Here is a 22447-nt window from a genome sequence, read left to right as displayed (position 1 = left end):
CCGTCACGGTCATCGCGGGGGCGCGGCGGCGACGGCCGCCGGGCACGCCCGGCACGCCCGGCACGACAGGCATGACGGGCACGGGGCCGCCGCGTTCTCATCGCCGGGTACGGCCACGACCGTCCCGGCGCGTCCTCACCGGCACCCGCCGGACGTCAGCAAGGGAGCCTGACCATGCGCTACCGCACTCTCGGCGGCACCGGCATCGAGGTGAGCGTCCACTGCCTCGGGACCATGATGTTCGGCGCGGTCGGCAACGCCGACCACGACGAGTGCGCCCGTATCGTCCACGCCGCGCTCGACCGGGGGATCAACTTCGTCGACACCGCCGACATGTACTCGGCGGGGGAGTCCGAGGAGATCGTCGGGAAGGCGCTGAAGGGGCGCCGCGACGACGTCGTGCTCGCCACCAAGGTGCACTTCCGGATGGGCGAGGGGCCCAACCGGAGCGGCAACTCGCGTCGCTGGATCCTCAAGGAGGTCGAGGAGAGCCTCAGGCGCCTGCGGACCGACTGGATCGACCTCTACCAGATCCACCGTCCCGACCGCTCGACCGACATCGAGGAGACGCTCTCGGTGCTGAGCGACCTCGTCCGCCAGGGGAAGATCCGCGCCTTCGGCTGTTCGAGCTTCCCGGCCGAGGAGATCGTCGAGGCGCACCACGTCGCCGAGCGCCGCGGCCTGCAGCGCTTCAGGACCGAGCAGCCGCCCTACTCCCTGCTCGCCCGGGGCGTCGAGGCCGGCGTGCTCCCGGTCTGCGGGCGGTACGGGATGGGGGTGCTGACCTGGAGCCCGCTCGCCTCGGGCTTTTTGTCCGGCGCGTACCGCAGGGGGCGGCCCGTCGACCTGTCCACCGGCCGTCCCGCCCTGACCCCGGCGCGCTTCGACCCCGCCCTCCCGGAGAACGCCGCCAAGTTCGACGCCCTGGAGAAGCTGGTCGCCCTCGCGGAGGAGCTGGGCTGCTCGCTTCCCGCGCTCGCCGTGGCCTTCGCCGCGGCGCACCCCGCCGTCACCTCGGTGATCACGGGGCCCCGGACCATGGGGCACCTGGAGGAGTTGCTGAAGGGCGCCCCGCTCATCCTCGACGACGCCGTCCTCGACCGGATCGACGAGATCGTCCCGCCCGGGACGAACCTGTACGCCCCGGACGGTGCCTGGCGCCCGCCGTCGCTGGCCGACGCCGCGCTGCGACGGCGCCCGCTCGCGGAACGCGCCGCCGGGTGAGGCCGCCCGCCGGTCCCGCGCGGGCCGCCCGTCCCGTGGGGGCCGCCGGTCTCGCGGGAGACGTCGCTCCTGCGGGAGAGGACCGGGACGCCGGTCCTACGACCAAGGGCCGAACCACGGGCCCGATGACGGGTGCCGGGCACCGGCCGTACCGTCTATCCCATGGTTAGCACGACGATCGAAGAACGTCCCGCCGGAATATTCGCCCCCCGCTACCGGGCGCTGACGGTCGGGACGGTGGCCCTGATCACCCTGGCCGCCTTCGAGTACCTGGCCGTGGCCACCGCCATGCCGGTCGTGGCCGCCGAGCTGAACGGCCACGCGCTGTACGGGCTGGCGTTCAGCGGGGCGCTGGCGGCCGGGGTGGTCGCGACCGTGCTGGGCGGGCGCTGGGGAGACCTGGCCGGGCCGGTCGCGCCGCTGTGGACCGGGTCGGGGGTCTTCGCGGTCGGGCTGATCCTGGCCGGGGTCGCGCCGACGATGGACGTGTTCATCGCGGGCCGGTTCGTCCAGGGCTTCGGCGCGGGCATGCTCCAGGTGGCGATGTACGTCCTGGTCTCACGGGTCTATCCGGCCGAGCTCCACCCCCGGGTGTTCTCGATCTTCGCGACCGCCTGGGTGGTGCCCTCCATGGTGGGACCCGCGATCACCGGCGTCGTGGTGGAGAGCGTCGGCTGGCGCTGGGTCTTCTACGGCGTGGCGGTGATCCTCCTGCCGGCCGCGCTGCTGCTCTGGCGCGGGCTGGCCTCCGCGCCGATGTCGGAGCAACCGCCCGTCCCGGCCCGCGCCTCGATCGCGTGGAGGCTGGGCTGGGCGTTGCTCGTCGCGGTCGGAGCCGCCCTGATGCAGTACGGCGCGTCGCTCATGCAGTACGGGGGCGCGACGCGCGGGGCCGGGCTCGTCCTGGTCGCCGTCGGTCTGGCCGTGCTGGCTGCGGCGCTTCCGCGGCTGCTGCCCACGGGGACCCTGCGCGCCGCCCGCGGGCTGCCCTCGGTGATCTCCCTGCGCGGCATCGCGGCGGGTGCGGTCATCGGCGGTGAGGCGTTCCTGCCGCTGATGCTCAGGGACGAGCGCGGCCTGTCGCTGACCATGGCCGGGCTCGTCCTGACCGGCGGTGCGCTGAGCTGGTCGTTCGGCTCGTGGGTGGTCGGGCGCAGGAGGTTCGAGCGCGTCCCGCTGCTGCGGTTCGGCATGCTGCTGATCACCGTGGGCCTCGTGATGATGGGCCTGACCGTCTTCGCGGCCGTCCCGATCGCCGCGGCCTTCGCCGGTGAGATCGTGCTGGGGCTCGGCATGGGCGTCGTGTACCCGACGCTGTCGGTGCTCGTCCTGGAGCTGTCGCCCCCGGGACAGGAGGGGGAGAACAGCGCGTCGCTGGGGGTCGCGGAGTCGGTCTACACGGTCGTGTCGGTCGCGGTGGCCGGCGCGCTGCTGGCGGCCCTGGGCACCCTCGGTGCCGTCTACCTGCTCTGCTTCGCGCTGGTGGCGCTGCTGGCGGCCAGCGGGACCCTGGTGGCGGGACGGGTCAGGACCTGACGCCTCCCCGGGCCCGGTCCCTGTTTCCACCTCGGGTCCCCGCTCTCGCCTCGATCCCTGCCCCCGTCTCGGGTCCCGATCATGGGCTCGGGCAGGGAGCCGGGCGGGGGCCGCTTTCTCCTGATCCGTCCGACTCCGGACCCCGTTCCGGATTTCCCCGGGTACGGGGGATGTCCGTGGGTCCGCGTGGCACCATGGGGAAGAACGCCGTCCTTCCCGGTGTTGAACGGAGTCCCGCCCCCGGGCGGGATTCGTGTTTTCAGAGCTTGGAGTTCTCCGGGCTCGGAGAGACCGAGGGGGGGTCCATGCCGCGTGTCCGTGATCTCGAGGTGTTCCGGTTGATCCTGCCGTACGGCAGGCGGCCGGAGAGCATCCTCGTCCGGCTCACCGACTACGGCGGCATGACCGGGTGGGGCGAGGTCGTCGACGCCGACCCCGAGACCTGGGTCTCGCTGGAGGAAGGGCTCGGCCAGGCGTTGATCGGCCTGGACTGGGAGCACCCGGACGAGCTGGGCAGGATCCCCGGAGGGTCCGCGGCCGACATGGCCTGCTGGGACCTGTGGGCCAAGATGCGCGGGGTGCCGCTGGCCCACGCGCTCGGCGGTACCCGTACCTCCCTGATGGCCACCGTCAGGATCGGCGCCGAGCGCAACCTGGACAGCCTGGTCGCGAGGGTGAACCGGCACGTCTGCGCCGGATACGCCCACGTCACCCTGGACGTCCATCCCGGCTGGGACGTCGAGCCGCTGCGCGCCGTCCGCCAGGCGTACCCGGTGCTGGGCATCGCCGTGGACGCGCGCGGCGCCTACACCGGCATCGACGCGCTGGCGGCGCTCGACGCCTACACGCTCTCCGCGATCGAGCGTCCCTTCGCCGGTCCCGCGGGCCTGGCCGACCACGCCGACCTGCAGGAACGGGTCGCCGCGCCGGTCCTGCTGGAGGTCTCCTCCGCCGCGGAACTGGAAGAGGCGATCACCGTGCGGGCCGGCCGGGCGCTGCTGCTCCGCCCGGCGGCCCTGGGGTCCCTGCGCGAGGTGCGCCGGGTGCACGACCGCGCCGTGGAGGTCGGCTGGGAGATCGCCTGCGCCGGTGGCCGCGGCACCGGGCTGGCCCGCGCGGCCACCGTCGCCGCCGCCAGCCTGCCCGGTTGCGGCCTGCCCTGTGACGTGGCCGAGCCGCCACGCAGTGCCCAGATCGTCGACCCGCCGGTCGGTGCCTCGGGCGGCGTGGTGGCCGTGCCGCTCACCCAGCCGGGCCTGGGCCACCGCATCGACGAGGACCGGGTCCGCCGCCTGGCCAAGGAGTCGTACGCCGTCTGAACGGGCGTACTCCGACCGGACGTCTTCCTCACCCGGAGGCCTCGCGCGGGAGCGACACGACCGAGCCCGGCGCCCGCCCCGGAGCCGCTCCAGAACCGCCACAGAGCCGACCCGGAGCGGTCCGGTAGCCGTTCAGGGTTCTCCGGGATCCTCTACGGACAGGCCGGCGTCGTGAAGACCACGCCGTCCAGGAAGTTGCCGGCCCCCTGGCTGCCGCCCGCGGCCGACACCGAGTCGAAGGCGAACCGCGTGACGGTCTGCCCCGCGGGGACGACGTACACCCCGGTGTAGTAGCCCCAGGCGGTGTTGCCGTCGGAGATGTCCGGGGACGAGGCGCCGGTGGGGATCTGGGCCACGGTCGCCCCCGGCGCGCCGATGAGCACCCGCATCACGTCGGTGCCCTGACGCCCCCGGTGGTACAGCGACCAGGTCATCCGCGTCCCCGGGACGGTCGGCAGGTCCTGGTAGAGCGTGGAGACCTGGTTGGCGTTGAGCTCGGCGAACTGCCGGCCGTCGGCGGCGGGGACGGCGACGCTCCCGCCCCCGGTCTGGCCGCCGGCCCAGAACTCCAGCCGGTTGTCGGTCGCGGTGGTGCGCCAGCCGACGCCCGGGTTCGACGAGGCGTCCGGGACCGCGCTGTCGATCGTGGCCACCGGCGGTGCCTCGAAGCTGCCGTTGACCAGGTCGACGGGCGTGGAGGTGCACGGGATGGTGACCGTGGCGGTGGCGGTGGCGGTCCCGCAGGCGGTGGTGACGGTGTAGGTGAAGCTGTCGGTGCCGGTGAACCCGGCGGCGGGCGTGTAGACCACGTCGCGGCCGGAGATCGTCGCGGTGCCGTTGGCCGGCGGGTTCAGGCCGGTGATCGTCGGTGCGGCCGCGGTGTCGTTGGCCAGGACGGGCACCCTGACGGCCGTGCCCGGCGCGGTGGTGGCGGTGTCGTCGGCGGCCCGGGTGGGCGAGACGGACTGCCCGCTCACGATCTGGATCGGGGGAGCGGGAGCGTTGGCTCCGAGCTGGCCCGGAGCGGACAGGACACTGCTGATCCCGGTCGGCCGGATGGTCATGGCGCCCCCGACGGTGCCCTGCCTGACCTGGAAGGTGATGACCTTCGCCGGCGGGTCGGCCTTGGTGCCCTGCGAGGGGATCGACAGGACGCTGCCGACGACGGCGCCGGTCCCGGACTGGCCGACGACGTCGGCGTAGGCCAGCAGCGACGACAGGTCCCACGTCGTGGTGTAGCGGCTGACCAGGAACGGCCACCGGGTCGTGCGGTGGGCCAGCGTGATGGTGAAGGTGCCGCCCGGCGCGATCCGCCCGCCCCACAGGGGCGGGGAGGTGTCGACCGAGACCGACCCGCCGCCCAGCCGCATGCCCAATGCGTTCTTCCAGTAGTACTCGACGGGGTAGGTGGCCTGCCCCTGCTGCACACAGGGCGTGACGGCGGCCCGCGCGGTGGCCTGCGGTGCGGTGGCGGCGTGCGCGCCGGTGCCGGCCGCGGCCGGGGCGCCCGGCGGGGTGAGCAGCGTCGACAGCGCGCAGGCCGACGCGATGAGCGCGGAGGTGAATCGTCGTGGCACCAACTCTGGACTCCCGTTCTGTCATGAGGGATGCCCTCATGGATCATCCACTTCAGAACGGAGATTACTCTCGGTGACGATCGTGTCGCGTCAGGTGCCCGCGTACCGCGTTTCCCGCGACACGCGGGACGAACGCCCTCCTTGAGCGACAATCCCGGTGTGAGCGGATGTTCCAGGCGATCGCTTCTCCGGCTCGGCGGAGCCGCCGCGGCCGGGGCGCTGATCCCGGCGGAGGTCGCGCGCGTCCCGGGCCGGTCCTCGCCCGGGACGGACGCCCCGCCCGTGGCCCGTGCGGCGTCCGGGCGGGACGACGTCTTCGCCCTGCTGCGCCGCCGGTGGCGGGACGTCACGGCCGGGTCGGGCTTCGACGCCTCGGCCGAGCCCTACCGGACCCGGCTGGCGGAGCTGGGAAGGACCGCGGCCCGGTACCGGGACACCATGGCGCCGGCCGGCGCGTCGCTCTGGCCGGGCCTGGCGTTCCCCTCCTTCACCGCCACCCCGGAGCGGTTGCGGACCATGGCCCGCGCGTACGCCCTGCCCGGGACCGGGCTGACCGGTGACGCCGGCCTGGCCGCGGCCGTGGCCTCCGGGATCGACCACTACCGGAGCCGGGTGTACGCCGCGGGCGCGGAGGCGACGGGCAACTGGTGGAACTGGCAGATCGGCGTGCCGCGCAGGCTCCTCGACGCGGCCGTGCTGATCGGCCCGCACCTGACCGAGCGGGAGGGCGGGCCGCTGCGGGAGGCGGCGGAGCACTTCGTGCCCGCGTGCCTGCTGCGCGACTACGAGGGCACCAGCACCGGTGCCAACCGGGTGGACCTGTGCGTGGTGACGCTGCTGCGTGCCCTCGTGGGATCCGACCCGGGCGGGGTCGCGCTGGCCGCCTCGGCGCTCTCCCCGGTCTTCCCGTACGTCGAGGAGGGCGACGGCTTCCACCGGGACGGCTCGTTCCTGCAGCACACCTTCGTGCCCTACCAGGGCGGGTACGGGGCGGTGCTGCTGTCGGGCCTGGCGACCCTGTTCGCGGTGCTGCGCGGCTCTCCGTGGGAGATCACGGATCCCCGGCGGCAGGTCGTCTTCGACATGGTCGAGAGGTCGTTCGCGCCGTTCGTCCACGACGGTCTCTGCATGGACCTCGTCTCCGGCCGCGGGATCGGCAGGCGGCCGTACGGCGACCACGACAGGGGACGCAGGATCGCCCTGTCGATGCTGCTGCTGGGCGAGTCGGCGTCGGCGGCCGAGCGGGCCCGCTGGCGGTCCACGGTCAAGGGGTGGGCGCTGCGGGAGACCTGCCGGCCCATGCTCGCCGCGGCCGGGGCCGAGGACCTGGGAGCGCACGCCCGCCTGGCCGCGGTGCTGGAGGACGACGCGGTCCCCGCCGCGGCCGAGCCCGCCGGGCACCGGCTCCTGGCGAGGAGCGCCCGCGCCGTCCACCGCAGGCCGGGCTGGTGCGCGGGCCTCAGCATGGCCTCGGACCGGATCGGCCACTACGAGCACGGCAACGGCGAGAACCCGCGCGGCTGGCACACCGGCTCGGGAATGCTCCACTGGTGGGGCCGCGGCCACGGCGACCAGTACTCCGACTCCTTCTGGGCCACGGTCGACCCCTACCGGCTGCCGGGCACGACCGTCTCCACCAAGCGGCTCGCGGACGGCGCCGGGCCGGCCTGGGGCGACACCTGCCCGCCGGTCCGCTGGGTGGGCGGCGCCACCGACGGCGTGTACGCGGCGGTCGGCCAGCACCTGAACGGCTTCGAGAGCACGATGCGGGCGTTCAAGTCCTGGTTCTTCCTGGACGACGCCGTGGTCTGCCTGGGGGCGGGCATCACCGCCGATGACGGCGTACCGGTCGAGACCGTCGTGGACAACCGCAGGACCGGCGCGCGCCTGACCGTGGACGAGGCGGCGGGCTGGGCGCACCTGGAGGGGCACGGCGGCTACGTCCTTCCCTGCGCCTCCGGCCTGCGCACGCTGCGCGAGAGGCGGGTCGCCGAGGGGACGCGGACGGGCGGACCGGCGCGCGACTACACGACCCTGTGGTTCGACCACGGCGTCGACCCCGTCTCGGCCGGTTACCTCTACCTGCTCCTGCCGGGGGCGAGCCTGGCCGCGACCCGGTCCCGGGCCGCCGACCCCGGCCGGGTGCGGGTGCTCGACAACACCGCCCGGCGGCAGGGCGTGCGGGTCCCGTCGCTCGGCCTGACCGCCGTCGTGTTCTGGGACGCCGGGACCGTCGGCGGCCTGGCCGCCTCCGCCCCGTGCGCGCTCCTGGTCAGGGAGACCGGCGACGGTACGGCCACGGTGACCGTGTCCGATCCGCGGCGCGACCTGGACACCCTGACCGTGACCTGGGACCGGCCGGTGACCGGGGTGCTGGACGGGCACGGAGTGCTGACGGGCGCCACCACCGGGGCCGGGCTCACGCTCGTCTTCGACCGCCCGGCGGCCTGGGGCGGGGACTCGGTCACGGTCACCGTACGGCTCGGCGGGAGGTCGCCGGGCGGCCGGTGACGGCCGTGCGCGGGTGTTCACCCGGACCCGGGACGCGTGCGCTCAGCCGCAGCCCTCGGAGATGCCCTTGGGGGAGGCCGGGTCCGGGGTGGCCGTGGCGCTCGCCCGGGGGCGGGGCGTCCGGGTGGGCGCGCCGGTCGCGGTGCCGGTGCTGTCGGTGCTGTCGGCGCCGTCGGTGGTGCTCCTGCCGGTCGTCCCGGTGGTCTCGCCGGTCCGCGGACCGCCGGTGGCGGTGGTGGTCGTCCCGCCGGTGGGGGTCCCCGGGGTGGCGGAGGGGGCCGCGGTGGCGGTGAGCGGGCGCCGCGGGGTGGTCGCGGAGGCGCGCAGGGCCTTCGCGGTGATCTTGCGGATCTTGCTCCAGTCGGGGTAGCCGGTGTTGATCAGCGGCGGGACGAACTGGACGCTGGTCACCTTCGCGTTCTTCACCTTCAGCGCCAGCGGGACCAGGTGCTCCAGCATCGGGCGTGGGATGTCGGTCTTCAGCAGTTCCTTGGTGGCCAGCGCGACCCGGTTGAACCGGGACAGCACGGTCGCCGGGTCCGACTGGGAGAGCAGGGCGCCCAGCACGCAGCGCTGGCGGCCCATCCGGGTGTAGTCGTCGCTGTTGGTCCGCGAGCGGGCGAACCACATCGCGTCGGCGCCGCGCAGCCGCCGGGTGCCCGCCTTGACCAGGCCCTCGTTGTACCTGCCGAAGACCACGTCCTGGGGGACGGTCAGCGTCACGCCGCCGATCGCGTCGATCAGCCGCGCGAAGCCCCACATGTTGACCAGGGCGTACCAGTCGATCTTCAGTCCCAGCGTGTACCCGACCGTGTCGATGAGCGTCTTCGTGCCCTGGTGCCTGCGTCCCCCGAAGATCTCCGGGTGCGCGTCGGCGTACTCCCAGACGGCGAAGAGCAGGTCCTCGCGCGAGCCGTCCGGGTTGGCCGGGAGGCGGAAGCCGTCGGGGAAGCGCTTCGCCATGGGCGAGCCCGGGACGAAGCGGACGTTCTCCAGGTTGCGCGGCAGGCTGAACAGCACGGTGTTGCCGGTCCGGACGTCCACGCTGGCCACGTTGATGCTGTCGGTGCGCACGCCCGCCCGGTGGGTGTCGGCGTCGCCGCCCAGCAGCAGGATGTTCACCCGGGAGCGGCCGGCCCACGGGTCGTCCGCGTTCACCGTGCCGCCGTCACCGCTCCCGGGACGGGGGGTGGACGGGGCGCTGAAGATGTCGTTCAGCGCCGACTGCGAGAACGCCGCGGACTGCCCGACGAAGCCGAAGGGCAGCAGCACGGCCACCGCGAGCAGCCCCGCCAGGCCTCCCGCGACCGCCTGCCCCGCACCGGGGAGACGGCCGGGGTTCATCACCGTGAACGAGTGCACGACCAGCGCGAACCAGGCCAGCCCGAGCACGGCCGAGGCCGCGATGACCGTGGTCACCCGGGAGGAGGACGAGGCCAGCTGCCCGGCGAGGGCGCCCAGGTCGGAGGTGAGCGCCACCCAGAGCAGCGCCAGCAGCAGCACCGCGTACACCGACAGCAGGGTCAGGCCGGTCCTGCGCCATCCCGCGCGCAGGTGGGCCGCGCCCGGGACGACGGCGGACAGTGCCGTCCAGCCGATGACCGTGCCGACACCGGACGGCCGTGGTCTGTCCCGCACCCGCCCCCCGTTTCCTCGCCGTTCAGCGTCGTCGGAGATATTAGGGGGATAAAACAGCGTCGCGGGCGACAAGTCGGTGAACAACTCAAGAAGCCCATCCGGACTTATCGCACATTTTCCCTGGAATAAGATTCGGTCATGGCCTTCACGGAGATCCACTACGAGGTGGCGGACGGTGTCGCCACGATCACCCTCGACCGTCCCCACCGCCTCAACGCCTTCACCTACGTGATGCGCGGCGAGCTGATCGACGCCTTCGACCTCGCCGACGCCGACGACGGGGTACGCGCCGTCGTCGTCACCGGCAGGGGCCGCGCCTTCTGCGCGGGCGCCGACCTCGCGGGCGGGGGCGAGACCTTCGACCACCGCAGGACCGGCGAGATGTACGCCGGGCAGGACACCGTCGACGGCTCGCCCCGCGACGGCGGCGGCACGGTCGCGCTCCGGATCGCCAGGTCGCTCAAGCCCGTCATCGCCGCGATCAACGGCCCGGCCGTGGGCGTCGGGGTGACGATGACGCTCCCGATGGACATCAGGCTCGCCTCCGACACCGCCAGGTTCGGCTTCGTCTTCGCCCGCCGCGGCATCGTCACCGAGGCCGCCTCCAGCTGGTTCCTGCCCCGCCTCGTCGGCATCTCCCAGGCCATGGAGTGGGCGGTGACCGGCAGGGTGTTCCCCGCCGACGAGGCGCTCCGGGGCCGCCTGGTCTCCAGGGTCCTCGCCCCCGACGAGCTGCTCCCGGCCGCGTACGCGCTCGCCCGCGAGATCGCCGACAACACCTCGGCCGTCTCGGTCGCCGCGATCCGCAGGCTCATGTGGTCGGGCCTGTCGGCCTCCTCCCCGTGGGAGGCGCACCGCGCCGACTCGATCCTGATGAACGCGCTCGGCTCCGCCCCGGACGCGGCCGAGGGCGTCACGGCGTTCCTGGAGAAGCGGGCGGCGACGTTCCCGATGAAGGTCCCGGGCGACCTCCCCGAGGCGGTCCCGTCCTGGCCGGACAACCCCTACGAGTGACGCCGAGCACCATGTCCGACGTTCCCGCCCCCGGCGTCCCCTCCCTCGACGTCCCCCGCCCCGCGGTCCCCGCTCCCGACGTGCCCGCCCCTGACGTTTCCTCACCTGACGTTCCCGGTCCCGCGGTTCCCGGTCCCGGTCCCGGTGGCGAGGACGCCGACGGTCCCGCTCCGGACGTTCTCGGCCCCGGCTACGAGCTCACGGTCCTGCCGATGGCCGACGACCACGAGGGGCCGGTGGTGGCCTCGCTGGTGCGGCGGCGGACCGGCGGGCCCGCCCGCGGAGCCGTGCTGTACGTGCACGGCTTCACCGACTACTTCTTCCAGACCCACCTGGCCGACCACTTCGTCGCCCGGGGCTTCGACTTCTACGGGCTGGACCTGCGCAAGTACGGCCGCTCGCTGCTGCCGCACCAGACCCGCGGGTTCGTGCGCAGCCTCACCGAGTACTTCCCGGAGATCGACGAGGCCGTACGGGTCGTCCGCGAGCGGGACGGGCACCAGCGGGTCGTCCTCAACGCCCACTCCACCGGTGGCCTGATCGCCTCGCTCTGGGCCGACCGGGTCCGCGGCCGGGGCCTGGTCCAGGCCCTGGTGCTCAACAGCCCCTTCCTCGACCTCAACGTCCCCTCACCCCTGCGGGCCGCCGCCGACCTGCTGCGCGGCCCGCTGTCCCGGCTGCCCGCCGGTGCCGTCCTGCCCCTGGTGGCGGCCACCGCGTACGGCACGAGCCTGCACCGCACCCACCATGGCGAGTGGGACTTCGACCTGGAGTGGAAGCCCATCGGTGGGTTCCCGGTGCACGCGGCCTGGCTGGCCGCGGTCCGCCGGGCACAGCGCAGGCTGCACGGCGGCCTGGGGGTGGACGTGCCGGTGCTGGTGCTCTGCGCCGAGAAGGGACTGCGGCTGCGTGCCTTCGCTCCCGAGGCGCGCGGCGCCGACGTGGTGCTCGACCCCCGGCAGATCGCCCGCTGGTCGACCAGCATCGGCCCGCACGTGACGTGCGTCCGGATCGCGGGCGGCATGCACGACCTGGTGCTCTCGCCCGAGCCGGTCCGCGGGCGCGTGCTCGCCGAGATCGACCGTTGGCTCGGCGGCCACCTCTGACCCTGCCACCGTCCGCCCGCGTTCCGCCCGCCGTCGCGGGCGGAACGCGATCCGGGCCCCGGCCGCGGGCAACCTGTCGAACGGCTCACGCGTACCAGAGGGATGCGAACGACTTTTCCTATCAAAGGGAACACGTGAGAACCAGACGAAGAAGAACGAGCCTGCTGATCGCGGGCACGACGGTGGCCGCACTCGCCGTCCCGCAGCCGGTCGGAGCCGCCCCCACCCCCGTTCCCACACCCGCGCCGACGAGTCCGGCCCTCTCGGCGGCCCCCGCCCAGGCCCCGGTCAGCGTCACGCTGATCACCGGTGACCGGGTGACGGTGACCGCCTCCGGAGCCGTCCTGATCGACAGGGGCGAGGGCCGGGACGGGATCTCCTTCGTCACCGACGAGCACGACGGGCGGCTGAGGGTCGTCCCCGGCGACGCGTTCGCGCCGCTGCGCGAGGGCCGTGTCGACCCCCGCCTGTTCGACGTCGGCACGCTCGCCGCGTTCGGCTACGACGATCGCCGGGACGACCTGCCGCTCGTCGTGACCGGCCGGGGCTCTACGGCCAGGAGCGCGCTGCGCTCGGCGATGACCGCGAGCGGCACCACGGTGACGCGCGACCTGCCCGCCGTGGACGGGGTGGCCGTACGGGTACCGGAGAAGGGCCGTACCCGGTTCTGGAACGACATCGCAGGCGGCACCCGCGCCCGCTCCGGCGGCGCGGCGGGGACGGCGAAGGTGTGGCTGGACGGCCTGCTCAAGCCGTCGCTGGACACCAGCGTCGTGCAGATCGGCGCGCCCGCCGCGTGGCAGAGCGGGTACACCGGCGCGGGGGTGAAGGTCGCGGTGCTCGACACCGGCGTCGACGCCACCCACCCCGACCTGGCCGGCCGGATCGGCGCGCGGGCCGACTTCACCGCCGAGCCCCGCGCCGGCGACCCCGACGGGCACGGCACCCACATCGCCTCCACCATCGCCGGCAGCGGCGCCGCCTCCGGCGGAAGGCACCGGGGGGTCGCCCCGGGGGCCGAGATCCTCGACGGCCGGGTCTGCGAGGACCACGCCTGCCAGACGTCGGCGGTACTGGCGGGCATGCAGTGGGCCGCCGAGCAGGGCGCGAAGGTGGTGAACCTGAGCCTTGGTGGCGGGGACACGCCCGAGGCCGACCCGCTGGAGCAGGCGGTGGAGACCCTCACCGAGCGCCACGACATGCTCTTCGTGGTGTCCGCGGGCAACTTCGGGGCGGAGCGGTCGGTGGAGTCACCGGCCAGCGCCGACGACGCGCTGGCGGTCGGCGCCGTCGACGACTCCGAGGCGCTGGCGGACTTCTCCGCCCGCGGGCCGCGTGCCGGCGACTCCGGGCTCAAGCCCGAGATCACCGCGCCCGGCGTGGGGATCACCGCCGCGCGCTCCAAGGACAGGGCCACCGGCAGCGGCCCCTACACCGGCATGTCAGGTACCTCGATGTCCACCCCGCACGTGGTGGGCGCGGCGGCGATCCTGGCCGGGCGGCACCCCGGCTGGACGGCGCGGACGCTGAAGGCGGCCCTGATGGGATCGGCACAGCCCAACCCGGCGCTCGGGGTCTTCGAGCAGGGCGCGGGCCGGGCCGACGTGGCGCGGGCCACCGCGCAGACCGTCATCGCCGAGCCCGGCGGTGTCGGCTTCGGCCTGCGGCAGTGGCCGTACGACGACACGCCCGTCACCAGGAAGGTCACCTACCGCAACGCCGACACCTCCCCGGTGACGCTCCAACTGTCCGTCGAGGACCAGCCCGGCACCGCCCCCTTCACGGGGTCCCCCGGACCGTCACGGTGCCCGCGGGCGGGCAGGCGGACGTCTCGGTCAGCGCCGGCACCGCAGGCACCCTGCCCGGTGCCGTCGGCGGCCGTCTCGTGGCGAGCGGGGACGCGGGACTGCGGGTGAGCACGCCGCTGGCCGCGGAGAACGAGCAGGAGACGTACGCGCTGACCCTGAGGCACACGGGCCGCGACGGCGCCCCGACCCCCCACTACCTCACCACCCTGCGACAGCTCGACGGCGCCGCCTCCTGGAGGGTGATCCACGCGCCGGAATCCGGGAACGGCTCCGTCACGCTCCGGCTGCCCCGGGGCAGGTGGGCGGTGTACGGCACCCTCACCGACGGTGAGCACACCACCCATCTGGTCCACCCGGACCTGGACCTGAGCGCCACCCGGACCCTGGAGCTGGACGCCCGCCTGGGCCGGCCCGTCTCGGTCACCGTGCCGGACCCGTCGGCCGTACAGCTCAACGCCCAGGTGAGCTTCGACGACTCGGTGGGCAGACGGATCTTTCTGTCCGACCGGTTCGAGAACATGGCGACCGCGCAGCTCGGGCCCGACCGTACCTACGACGACGTGGTGACCGGCGTCGCCGGGACGTGGACGCACGCCGGCACCGGCGGCACCGATGCCGGGGCCCGTACCTACCGGCTCGCCTGGTTCCACGACGGTGGCATGATCACCGGGTTCCACCGCGAGGTCGCCCGGCGGGACCTGGCGACGATCCACACCGACCACGCCGCCCACCTGCCCGGCCGCCACCGCCGGGCCGCCGTCGCCAGGCTCGGGGACGGGCGGGGCGGCATCGCCGACATGGCGATCGGCTTCACCACGCCGTCGACGTACACCGAGTACGTCAACGGTGACCGCGGGGCACGCTGGCAGCGCTTCTTCCTGGAGGACGGCCCCGGCACGGAGGAGGGCCCCGAGGGGGAGGAGGGTGCTGAGGCGGAGACCGTCCTGGAGTCGCCGCCGACGCGCTACACCCCCGGCCGCGTCCACCGGGAGTCGTGGAACCGGGGCGTCTTCGGCCCCGTCCTGACCCCGCAGGACGGAGTCTCCGACGCGCTGGTCCGCTCCGGCGGCAGCATCAGGGTGGACGTACCGATGTACGGGGACGGCGCCGGGCACAGCGGCACGGCGAGGACCACCGGTGCGCGCGTCGCCCTCTACCGTGACGGTGACCTGATCACCGAACGACCGGGGCTCGGGGCCAAGTTCACCGTCCCGGCCGAGGCGGCGCGGTACCGGCTGGTCGTGGAGGCCGAGCGGGGAGCCCCGGCCACCCTGTCCACCCGCCTCTCGGTGGCCTGGACCTTCCGCTCGGAGGAGGCCGAGGGCACGGTGCCCCTGCCGGTCTCCGTCGTCCGCTTCTCCCCGCCGCTGGACGCCCGCAACACCGCACCGGGCGGTGTGCCGTACCGGGTGCCGGTCACCGTGCAGGCGCAGCCCGGCTCCGCGGCCGGAACGTCCCGGGACCTCGTCGTGGAGGTCTCCTACGACGACGGCGCCACCTGGAGCCGGGCACCGGTCCACGGAGGCGGCGCGGTCCTGCGCCATCCGGCCGCCGGGGGCTTCGCGTCCCTGCGGGCGACGTCCACCGACACCGCGGGCAACACCGTCGAGCAGACCGTGATCCGCGCCTACCGCATCGTCCCGGCGAACCGGCGGTAGCAGCGACCGAAGCGGCCGGGCACGCCCGGCCCGGTCCCGCGAGGCCGATCCCCGTGACCCGATCCTCACGGGGCCGGTCCCCGCGGGGACCCGGCCCCCTACAGGGGGAAGGAGAACAGGCCGTAGTAGGCCGCGGCCACCAGCAGCAGGCCGGTGCCGCCCAGGGCCCCGGCCACGGCCAGACTCTGGGGACGCGAGGGCTGCCAGCCCTCGCGCAACCCCTCGATGACGGCCGCCACGCCCGTGACCTCCTGCAGCAGCATCAGCAGCGCCAGGATCCTGATGACCAGCCATCCGGCCAGCACCGCGGGCCAGGCCCCGGCCTGGTTGACCGAGAACAGCACCAGCAGGACGATGAACGCCGGCACCGAGACCAGCAGCCCGACCCCGGTCCACGCCATCCGGCGGAAGCGGCGGCGGATCGGCGGCCAGATGCGGGCGTTGGTCTCCGCGGCCGCCCGGCCGCGGATCCGGGCGGCCATCTCGGCCACCGGGCCGACCACGTAGCCGACCGCCGCCAGGCAGAGCGCCAGCCCGATGACCGTCCCCCCGGCGTACCAGGGGGCGGCGGGCACGTCGCTGGCCTCCAGGCGCTGGACCGGCGTGGCGCCGGCGATGTGCACCGACGGTGTGGCCGTGCCCGGCAGCCCCCGGATCCAGTTGGCGAGCGTCTGCAGGTAACCGGGGGCGAAGGGGCCGCCGTGCAGGCGCATGCCGTGGTCGGCGCCCCGCAGGTAGCGGATCGTGTAGTTCGGGTTGCCGCCCTCGGTGAGCGCGCCGGTCAGCGCCTTGCTGCTCTCCACGAACGGGATCGACGGGTCACGGGTGCCGTACAGGGCCAGCACCGGCTGCCGCACCCGGCGCAGCGCGGGCAGGCCGTCGTAGCGCAGGAAGTTCATGTCGACGGCGCCCATCGCCCGGATGAGCAGCTCGCGTACCCCGGGAGGGGCGTACAGCCGGTCCAGCTGCTCGCCCAGCGCCCATGTCACCTGCCGCATGGGGGAGACGTTGGGGGCCGACACCAGCACGGTGAACCCGACCTCGTCGCTCTGGGTCGCGGCGATGGGCACCACCCAGCTCCCCTCGCTCACCCCCCACAGTCCCACCCTGGCCGGGTCGACGTCGGCGCGCCCGCGCAGCTCCCGCAGGACCCGCACGGCGTCGCGGGCCAGCAGGTCGAAGTCACGGTGCCGGAAGTCGTAGCCCACGGTGCGCTTGTCGTAGGCGAGCGTGACGATGCCGGCCCTGGCCAGCCACTCGGCCTGGCTGGTGAACTCGCCCCGCGTCCCGGCTCCGGCCCCCTGCACGAAGACCATCGCCGGGTGCCTGCCCGGTGTGAGCGGCGCCCGGATCGTGGCCGGCAGCGGCGTACCGTCCTCGGCGGTGACGGTGACCTCGCTGACGCTGATCCGCGCGGTCGCCGCGACCGGCACGACCTCGGCGGACGGCTGCGGCGGGAGCGTCCGGAAGACCGGGTCGACGCGCAGCGGGGTCGGGTCGAACGACGGCGGCAGCGTGTAACCCACCGTCGCCAGGGCGACCAGGATCAGACCGGCGGCGACGCTCAGAACGCCACGGCCGGCCTGCAGACCGATCCGATCCCCGCTCGTCACTCGCCTTTGCGCCCTCGCTCTCCGGTATCGTTCCCTTCGATCTTCAAGCCTACTCACGACCCCGAACCCCCGGCAGGGCGGGGATCCACGTGACGCGAGTGGCCACATTTGTCGCTGAGTCCTGTTAGCTTCGTGCGACATGCGGGTGCTGCACACATCGGACTGGCATCTGGGCCGCTCGTTCCACCGGGAGAGCCTCCTGGCCGCCCAGGGCGTCTTCGTCGACCACCTGATCGAGACGGTCAGGTCGGAGCGGATCGACGTGGTCGTGGTCTCCGGTGACGTCTACGACCGGGCGCTGCCCTCGGTCGACGCGGTCGAGCTGTGCAACCAGGCGCTGCGCCGGCTGGTCGACGCCCGCGTGCGCACCGTGCTGATCAGCGGCAACCACGACTCGGCGCGCCGTCTCGGCTTCGGCGCCGAGCTCATCGACGCGGCGGGCGTCCACCTGCGCACCGACCCCGGACGCGTCGGCGAGCCGGTCGTCATCGACGACGTCGCCTTCTACGGCATCCCCTACCTGGAACCCGAGCTGGTACGGGTGGCGTGGGAGCTGCCCGAGCGCACCCACACCGCCGCGGTCGGGCACGCCATGTCGCTGATCCACGAGGACCTGCGGCGCCGGGGCACCCGGTCGGTGGTCCTGGCCCACGCGTTCGTGACCGGCGGGCAGGGCAGCGACAGCGAGCGCGACATCAGCGTGGGCGGCGTGGCCCACGTCCCGGTGCGGGTCTTCGACGGCGTCGACTACGCGGCGCTGGGCCATCTGCACGGCCGCCAGCGGATGAGCGAGACCGTCCGCTACTCCGGTTCCCCCATCGCCTACTCCTTCTCCGAGGCCGCTCAGGTGAAGGGCTCCTGGCTGGTCGACCTCGGCCCCGGCGGGTTCGAGGGCGCCGAGTTCGTCGAGGCACCGGTGCCCAGACCGGTCGCCCGCCTCACCGGCCGCATCGACGACCTGCTGACCTCGCCCGAGCACGCCCGCCACGAGGACCACTGGCTCCAGGTGACGCTCGTCGACCGGATCCGGCCCAAGGGGGCGATGGAACGGCTCCGGGCCCGCTTCCCGCACACGCTCGCCCTGTCCTTCGAACCCGAGGGCGGCCCGGACGACGTCGTGACCCGTCCCCGGGTGGCCGGGCGCGCCGAGATCGACGTCGCCCTCGACTTCGTCCGCGAGGTACGCGGCGAGGCCGCCGACCCCGAGGAGACCCGGCTGCTGCGGGAGGCCGTGGAGGCCTCCCGTACCAAGGAGGCGATGGCGTAGATGCGCCCGCACCGTCTGTGGATCAGCGCGTTCGGTTCCTTCCCCGGTGAGGAGCAGGTCGACTTCGACGCCCTCGCCGAGGCGGGGCTCTTCCTGATCCACGGCCCCACCGGCGCGGGCAAGACCACCGTGCTCGACGCGCTCTGCTACGCCCTGTACGGCAGGGTGCCCGGCAGGCGCGACAGCGCCAAGAGCCTGCGCTGCGACCACGCGCCCCCCGGCCGCGGGCCCAGCGTGGCGCTGGAGGTCACGGTCAGGGGCCGCCGGCTGAAGATCACCCGTTCCCCGGCCTGGCAACGGCCCAAGCTCAGGGGCACCGGCACGACCAGGGAGAACGAGAAGGCCCTGCTGCAGGAGCTGTCCCCGGGCGGGGAGTGGGTGGGGCTGACCACCCGGATCGACGAGGCGGGGGAGTTCGTCGGCACCCTGCTCGGCATGAACGCCGAGCAGTTCCTCCAGGTCGCCATGCTGCCCCAGGGGGACTTCGCCAAGTTCCTGCGCGCCGACGGCGAGGACCGCCGCAGGGTCCTGGAGCGCCTGTTCTCGGTGAAGATCTACGCCACCGCCGAGTCCTGGCTCGCGGACAGGCGCACCGAGGCGTTCCGCGAGCAGCAGGCGCTGCGCAAGGAGGTCGACTTCGCCGTCAAGCGCCTGGAGGAGGCCGCCGGTCCCGCCCTGACCGCCGCGCTCGCGGCCGGTACGGGGTTCACGGCGGGAGCCGCAGTGGAGGACGCGACGGGAGTCCTGTTCGAGGTCGCGACAGAGTCCTCGACCACGTCCTCGACCACGTCCTCGACCACGTCCCCGGCCGCGTCCTCGGTCAAGCTCACGGCAGGGTCGCCGGTGGAGTTCTCCGCGGAGTTCTCGGTGGAGGACGACCCGCTGGCCTGGGCCCGCGCGCTGGAGGAGCTCGCGCGCCTGGAGGTCGCGCGGCTGGACCCGCGGGACGCCGGGAGCGAGGACGCCGTACGACGGGCACGCGAGAGCCTGGAGCGCGGTGCCGCGCTGGCCGACCGGCGCCGGCGCCACGCCGAGGCGCTGGTCAGGAGCCGCGCGCTGGAGGAGACCGCCGAGGAGCGGGCACACCTGGAGGCCGTCCTGGAGGAGGCGACGGCGGCCGACCGGGTGCTGCCGCTGCTCCAGGAGGCCGAGCAGCGCGCCGAGGCCGCGGCCAAGGCCGAGAACCTGGCCGCCGACGCCGTCGCCCGTGCCCTTCCCCTGCTCGACGCCACCGCCGGGGTTCACGACGCGTCCCCGGACCTGTTCGGCACCGGCCGCGCCGACGACACCGACGCTGCCGACACCGACACCGACATCGACGACGGCGGCGACGCCGCCGATGCCCGGGACGTCAACCGGGCCGCCCGCGACGCCGCCGGCGCGCACCGGCGCGGCGCCGTGCTCGGTCACCTGGCCGCGCTGGAACGCGACCGCCAGAGCGAGATCACCCGGCTGGGGGAGCTGCGCGCCGAGGAGACGCGCCTGGCGGAGCTGGAACGGGAACGGGAACGCGCCGGTCGCGAGATCACCGAGCTGACCGCCGCGCAGGCCGTGGCCGACGCCCGCCTGGAGGTCCTCCCTGAGCTGCGGCGCGAGGTGGACGAGCGCCTCACCGCCGCCCGTCTGGACTCCGCCCGCGTCCCGGCCGCCGAGTCGGCCGTGGAGGCCGCCGTCACCCGGCTGCGGGCCGCCGAGCAGCGCGACCGCCTCGCCGCCGAGCTGGCCGCCGCCCGCGCCGGCCTGGCCTCCCGCCTCGCGACCCTTCCGCCCGACCTCGGTGAAGGACTCGGCCGCGGGCTCGACGACGGGTCCGGTCGCGGGCTCGACGACCGGTCCGGCGACGGGCTCGACGGCCGCTTCGGCGACGGTGGCGCCGACGAGCCGGACGACGTTCGCGCGATCCTCGCCGACGGCGAGAGGGAACGCCGCGAGGAACTGGCCGGGCTGGAGGGGCTGCGGAGCGAGGAGGCCCGCCTGGCCGAGCTCGACACCGAGCTCGACGAGCTCGACACCGAGCTGCGCGAGGCCGCCCGCACCGAGGCCGGGATCCAGGAGACCCTGCGGGGACTGCCCGCCGCGTCGGCGGAGGTGGCCACCCGCCTGGAGGAGGCCAGGGCCGCCGCGGCGCGCGTCCCGGTGGCACGGGCCGAGGCCGAGACGGCCGGCGTGGTGCTCGGCGCGGCACGGCGGCGCGAGGTCCTGCGTGCCGAGCTGGAGACCGCCCAGGCCGCCCGGTCCGGGGCCGTCGACCTCGCCCAGCGGCTCCGCGACCGGCACCAGGACATCCGGCAGGCCAGGATCGACGGCATGGCCGCGGAGCTCGCCGCCAAGCTCGTCCCGGGTGAGGCGTGCGTGGTCTGCGGCTCGCCCGAGCACCCGGCCCCGGCCGCCGCGGCCGACGAGGCGCCCACCGCCGAGGACGAGCGCACCGCCCAGACCGACCTCGAGACGGCCATGGAACGGCGCCGGGCCGCGGAGACCGACGTCACGGCGCTCTCCCTCCGCCTGGAGGAGGCCGTCGCCACGGCGGGGGAGCGGACCGTTCAGGAGGCCGAGCTGAGCCTCGCCCAGGCCGAACGGGCGCTGGCCGCGCTCCGGGAGGTGGCGGTCACCGAGGAGACCCTCACCGCGGAGGCCGGCCGCCTGACCGCCGAACTGGACGCGGCACGGGAGACCGCCGCCGAGGTCGCCCGGCGCCTGGCCGAGGGCCGGGCCCGGCACGCCGCCCGGCAGGCCGAGCGCGAACGCCTGACCGGCCGCCTGGACGCGGCCCGGGGAAGCGACCCCACGGTCCAGGCCCGCCGCGACCGGCTGGCCGCGGAGGCGGCGCTGCTGTCCGCCGCCGTCGGCGCCGCGAGCCGCGTCGCCGAGGCCGCCGCCGCCCACCGCGAGGCGAGCGAGCGGACCACGCTGAGCGCGCACGACGCCGCCTCCGGGCTCGCCGGGACGGAGCGGGCGCTGGCCGCGCTGCGGGAGTCGGCGAGCGCCGAACCCGAGCTGGCCGCGCGGGCGGGCGAGATCGCCGCCGAGGCCGACCTGCTCCGGGAACGCTCGCGGGAGCTGGCCGTCGCGCTGGCCTCCCGCCGTACGGACGTCGGCAGGCTCGGCGCCGAGGCCGGACGGCTGGCACGGCGCATCGACGAGGCGCGCGGCCAGGACGCGACGCTCTCGGCCCGGCTGGACCGGCTGGCCGACGAGGCCGCGCTGCTCAGGGAGGCCGTCGAGGCGGTCAGGGACGAGCGGGTCACCGCCGCCGAGCTCGTCGCCGCCCGCGACCGCGCGTCGGCCGCCGTCGTCGAGGCGGGGTTCCTCGATCTCGACGACGCCCGCGCCGCGGTCCGCCCTCCCGCCGAGCGGCAGGCCAAGACGGCCCGGTTGCGCGAGCTCGCGACCGAGAGCGCCGCGGTCGCCGCGATGCTCGCCGACCCCGAGCTGGTCGCCGCCGCGGCCGAACCCGAGCCCGACCTGTCCGCCCTGCGCGAGGCACGTGACGCCGCGGACGCCGCCCACGCCCGCCTGCTGTCCGAACGCAGCCAGGCCGCCGCCCGCCTCACCCGGCTGGCCGCGCTCCGCGCCGAGCTGGACGCCTGCCTGGAACGCTGGCGTCCCGCCGCGGAGCATCACCGCCTGACCGAGCGGCTCGCCGCGCTGACCGGCGGCAACTCCACCGACAACCGGTGGAACATGCGGCTGTCGTCGTACGTGCTCGGCGAGCGCCTGCGGCAGGTGGTCGAGTCGGCCAACGAACGGCTCGACCACATGTCGGGCGGGCGCTACCTGCTGGAGCACAACCGCGACCGCACCGCGGGGGACCGCAGCAGGTCCGGGGGCGGGCTGGGCCTGCACATCCTGGACAGCTGGACGGGTGTGGGCCGCGACCCGGCGACGCTGTCGGGCGGGGAGAGCTTCATCACCTCCCTGGCGCTGGCGCTCGGCCTGGCCGACGTGGTCACCGCCGAGGCCGGGGGAGCGGACATCGGCACGCTCTTCGTCGACGAGGGCTTCGGCACCCTGGACGAGGACACCCTCGACGGCGTGCTGGACATCCTCGACGGGCTGCGCGACGGCGGCCGCGCGGTCGGCATCGTCAGCCACGTCGCCGAACTGCGCACCCGGGTGCCCGCCCAGCTGCACATCCGCAAGGAACGCCGCGGCTCGACCGTCCGCCAGTGACCC

At 74.7% G+C, this 22447-nt stretch carries 13 protein-coding genes; 10 read left to right on the top strand and 3 right to left on the bottom strand.

The genetic code is table 11. The features are described 5' to 3' along the window. The first annotated feature begins 174 nt into the window (after nucleotides 1–174). The 3 genes from ABD832_RS27930 (at nucleotide 175) to ABD832_RS27920 (ending at nucleotide 4079) form a co-directional block, all read left to right on the top strand. The gene (locus ABD832_RS27930) at nucleotides 175–1224 is read left to right on the top strand and encodes an aldo/keto reductase (protein ID WP_344900627.1); all 1050 of its coding nucleotides are present in this window, start codon (nucleotides 175–177) and stop codon (nucleotides 1222–1224) included. A 162-nt stretch (nucleotides 1225–1386) separates the two neighbouring features. Beyond that, nucleotides 1387–2760: an MFS transporter gene (locus ABD832_RS27925; protein WP_344900625.1), complete on the top strand. Its 1374-nt coding sequence runs from the start codon at nucleotides 1387–1389 to the stop codon at nucleotides 2758–2760. Between the two features lie 305 nt (nucleotides 2761–3065). Then, nucleotides 3066–4079, top strand: coding sequence for an enolase C-terminal domain-like protein (locus ABD832_RS27920; RefSeq protein WP_344900623.1), 1014 nt, complete (start codon nucleotides 3066–3068; stop codon nucleotides 4077–4079). Nucleotides 4080–4231: 152 nt separating this feature from the next. Here the strand turns inward: ABD832_RS27920 and ABD832_RS27915 are convergent, their stop codons facing one another. Further along, nucleotides 4232–5656 (bottom strand): Ig-like domain-containing protein, encoded by a 1425-nt coding sequence (locus tag ABD832_RS27915; RefSeq protein ID WP_344900621.1) that lies wholly within the window; start codon nucleotides 5654–5656, stop codon nucleotides 4232–4234. Nucleotides 5657–5815: 159 nt separating this feature from the next. On the opposite strand from ABD832_RS27915, the gene ABD832_RS27910 reads away from it, so the two are divergent. Beyond that, nucleotides 5816–8167 carry a polysaccharide lyase 8 family protein gene (locus tag ABD832_RS27910; protein ID WP_344900619.1) on the top strand — a complete coding sequence of 784 codons (2352 nt, stop codon included), beginning with the start codon at nucleotides 5816–5818 and terminating at the stop codon, nucleotides 8165–8167. A 42-nt stretch (nucleotides 8168–8209) separates the two neighbouring features. Here ABD832_RS27910 and ABD832_RS27905 read toward each other — a convergent pair whose 3' ends face one another. Continuing rightward, on the bottom strand, nucleotides 8210–9805 hold the full coding sequence (locus ABD832_RS27905; RefSeq protein ID WP_344900617.1) for an LCP family protein: 1596 nt from the start codon (nucleotides 9803–9805) through the stop codon (nucleotides 8210–8212). Between the two features lie 138 nt (nucleotides 9806–9943). Here ABD832_RS27905 and ABD832_RS27900 point away from each other — a divergent pair, with 138 nt between their 5' ends. From ABD832_RS27900 to ABD832_RS27885, 4 genes are all read left to right on the top strand, one after another. Further along, nucleotides 9944–10819, top strand: coding sequence for a crotonase/enoyl-CoA hydratase family protein (locus tag ABD832_RS27900; protein ID WP_344900615.1), 876 nt, complete (start codon nucleotides 9944–9946; stop codon nucleotides 10817–10819). Between the two features lie 11 nt (nucleotides 10820–10830). Then, nucleotides 10831–11925 (top strand): alpha/beta hydrolase, encoded by a 1095-nt coding sequence (locus tag ABD832_RS27895; RefSeq protein WP_344900613.1) that lies wholly within the window; start codon nucleotides 10831–10833, stop codon nucleotides 11923–11925. 134 nt (nucleotides 11926–12059) lie between these two features. Beyond that, entirely contained in the window at nucleotides 12060–13841 is a 1782-nt protein-coding gene (locus ABD832_RS27890; RefSeq protein WP_344900611.1) for a S8 family serine peptidase, read from the top strand. Continuing rightward, nucleotides 13838–15391, top strand: a complete 1554-nt coding sequence (locus ABD832_RS27885; RefSeq protein WP_344900610.1) for a hypothetical protein — start codon at nucleotides 13838–13840, stop codon at nucleotides 15389–15391. The genes ABD832_RS27890 and ABD832_RS27885 overlap by 4 nt, the downstream gene beginning before the upstream one ends. A 98-nt stretch (nucleotides 15392–15489) precedes the next feature. Here ABD832_RS27885 and ABD832_RS27880 read toward each other — a convergent pair whose 3' ends face one another. Next, the gene (locus ABD832_RS27880; RefSeq protein ID WP_344900608.1) at nucleotides 15490–17004 is read right to left on the bottom strand and encodes an alpha/beta hydrolase family protein; all 1515 of its coding nucleotides are present in this window, start codon (nucleotides 17002–17004) and stop codon (nucleotides 15490–15492) included. 139 nt (nucleotides 17005–17143) lie between these two features. Between ABD832_RS27880 and ABD832_RS27875 the strand changes: the two genes are divergently transcribed. Together ABD832_RS27875 and ABD832_RS27870 are read left to right on the top strand one after the other, a co-directional pair. Continuing rightward, nucleotides 17144–18271 (top strand): exonuclease SbcCD subunit D, encoded by a 1128-nt coding sequence (locus tag ABD832_RS27875; protein WP_344900606.1) that lies wholly within the window; start codon nucleotides 17144–17146, stop codon nucleotides 18269–18271. Further along, on the top strand, nucleotides 18272–22444 hold the full coding sequence (locus ABD832_RS27870; RefSeq protein ID WP_344900604.1) for an AAA family ATPase: 4173 nt from the start codon (nucleotides 18272–18274) through the stop codon (nucleotides 22442–22444). The last annotated feature ends 3 nt before the right edge of the window (nucleotides 22445–22447 follow it).

This window comes from Streptosporangium longisporum (assembly GCF_039534895.1).
GTDB lineage: Bacteria > Actinomycetota > Actinomycetes > Streptosporangiales > Streptosporangiaceae > Streptosporangium > Streptosporangium longisporum.
The sequence above is the reverse complement of the archived record's forward strand: the minus strand, read 5'-3'. Positions and strand labels throughout refer to the sequence as shown.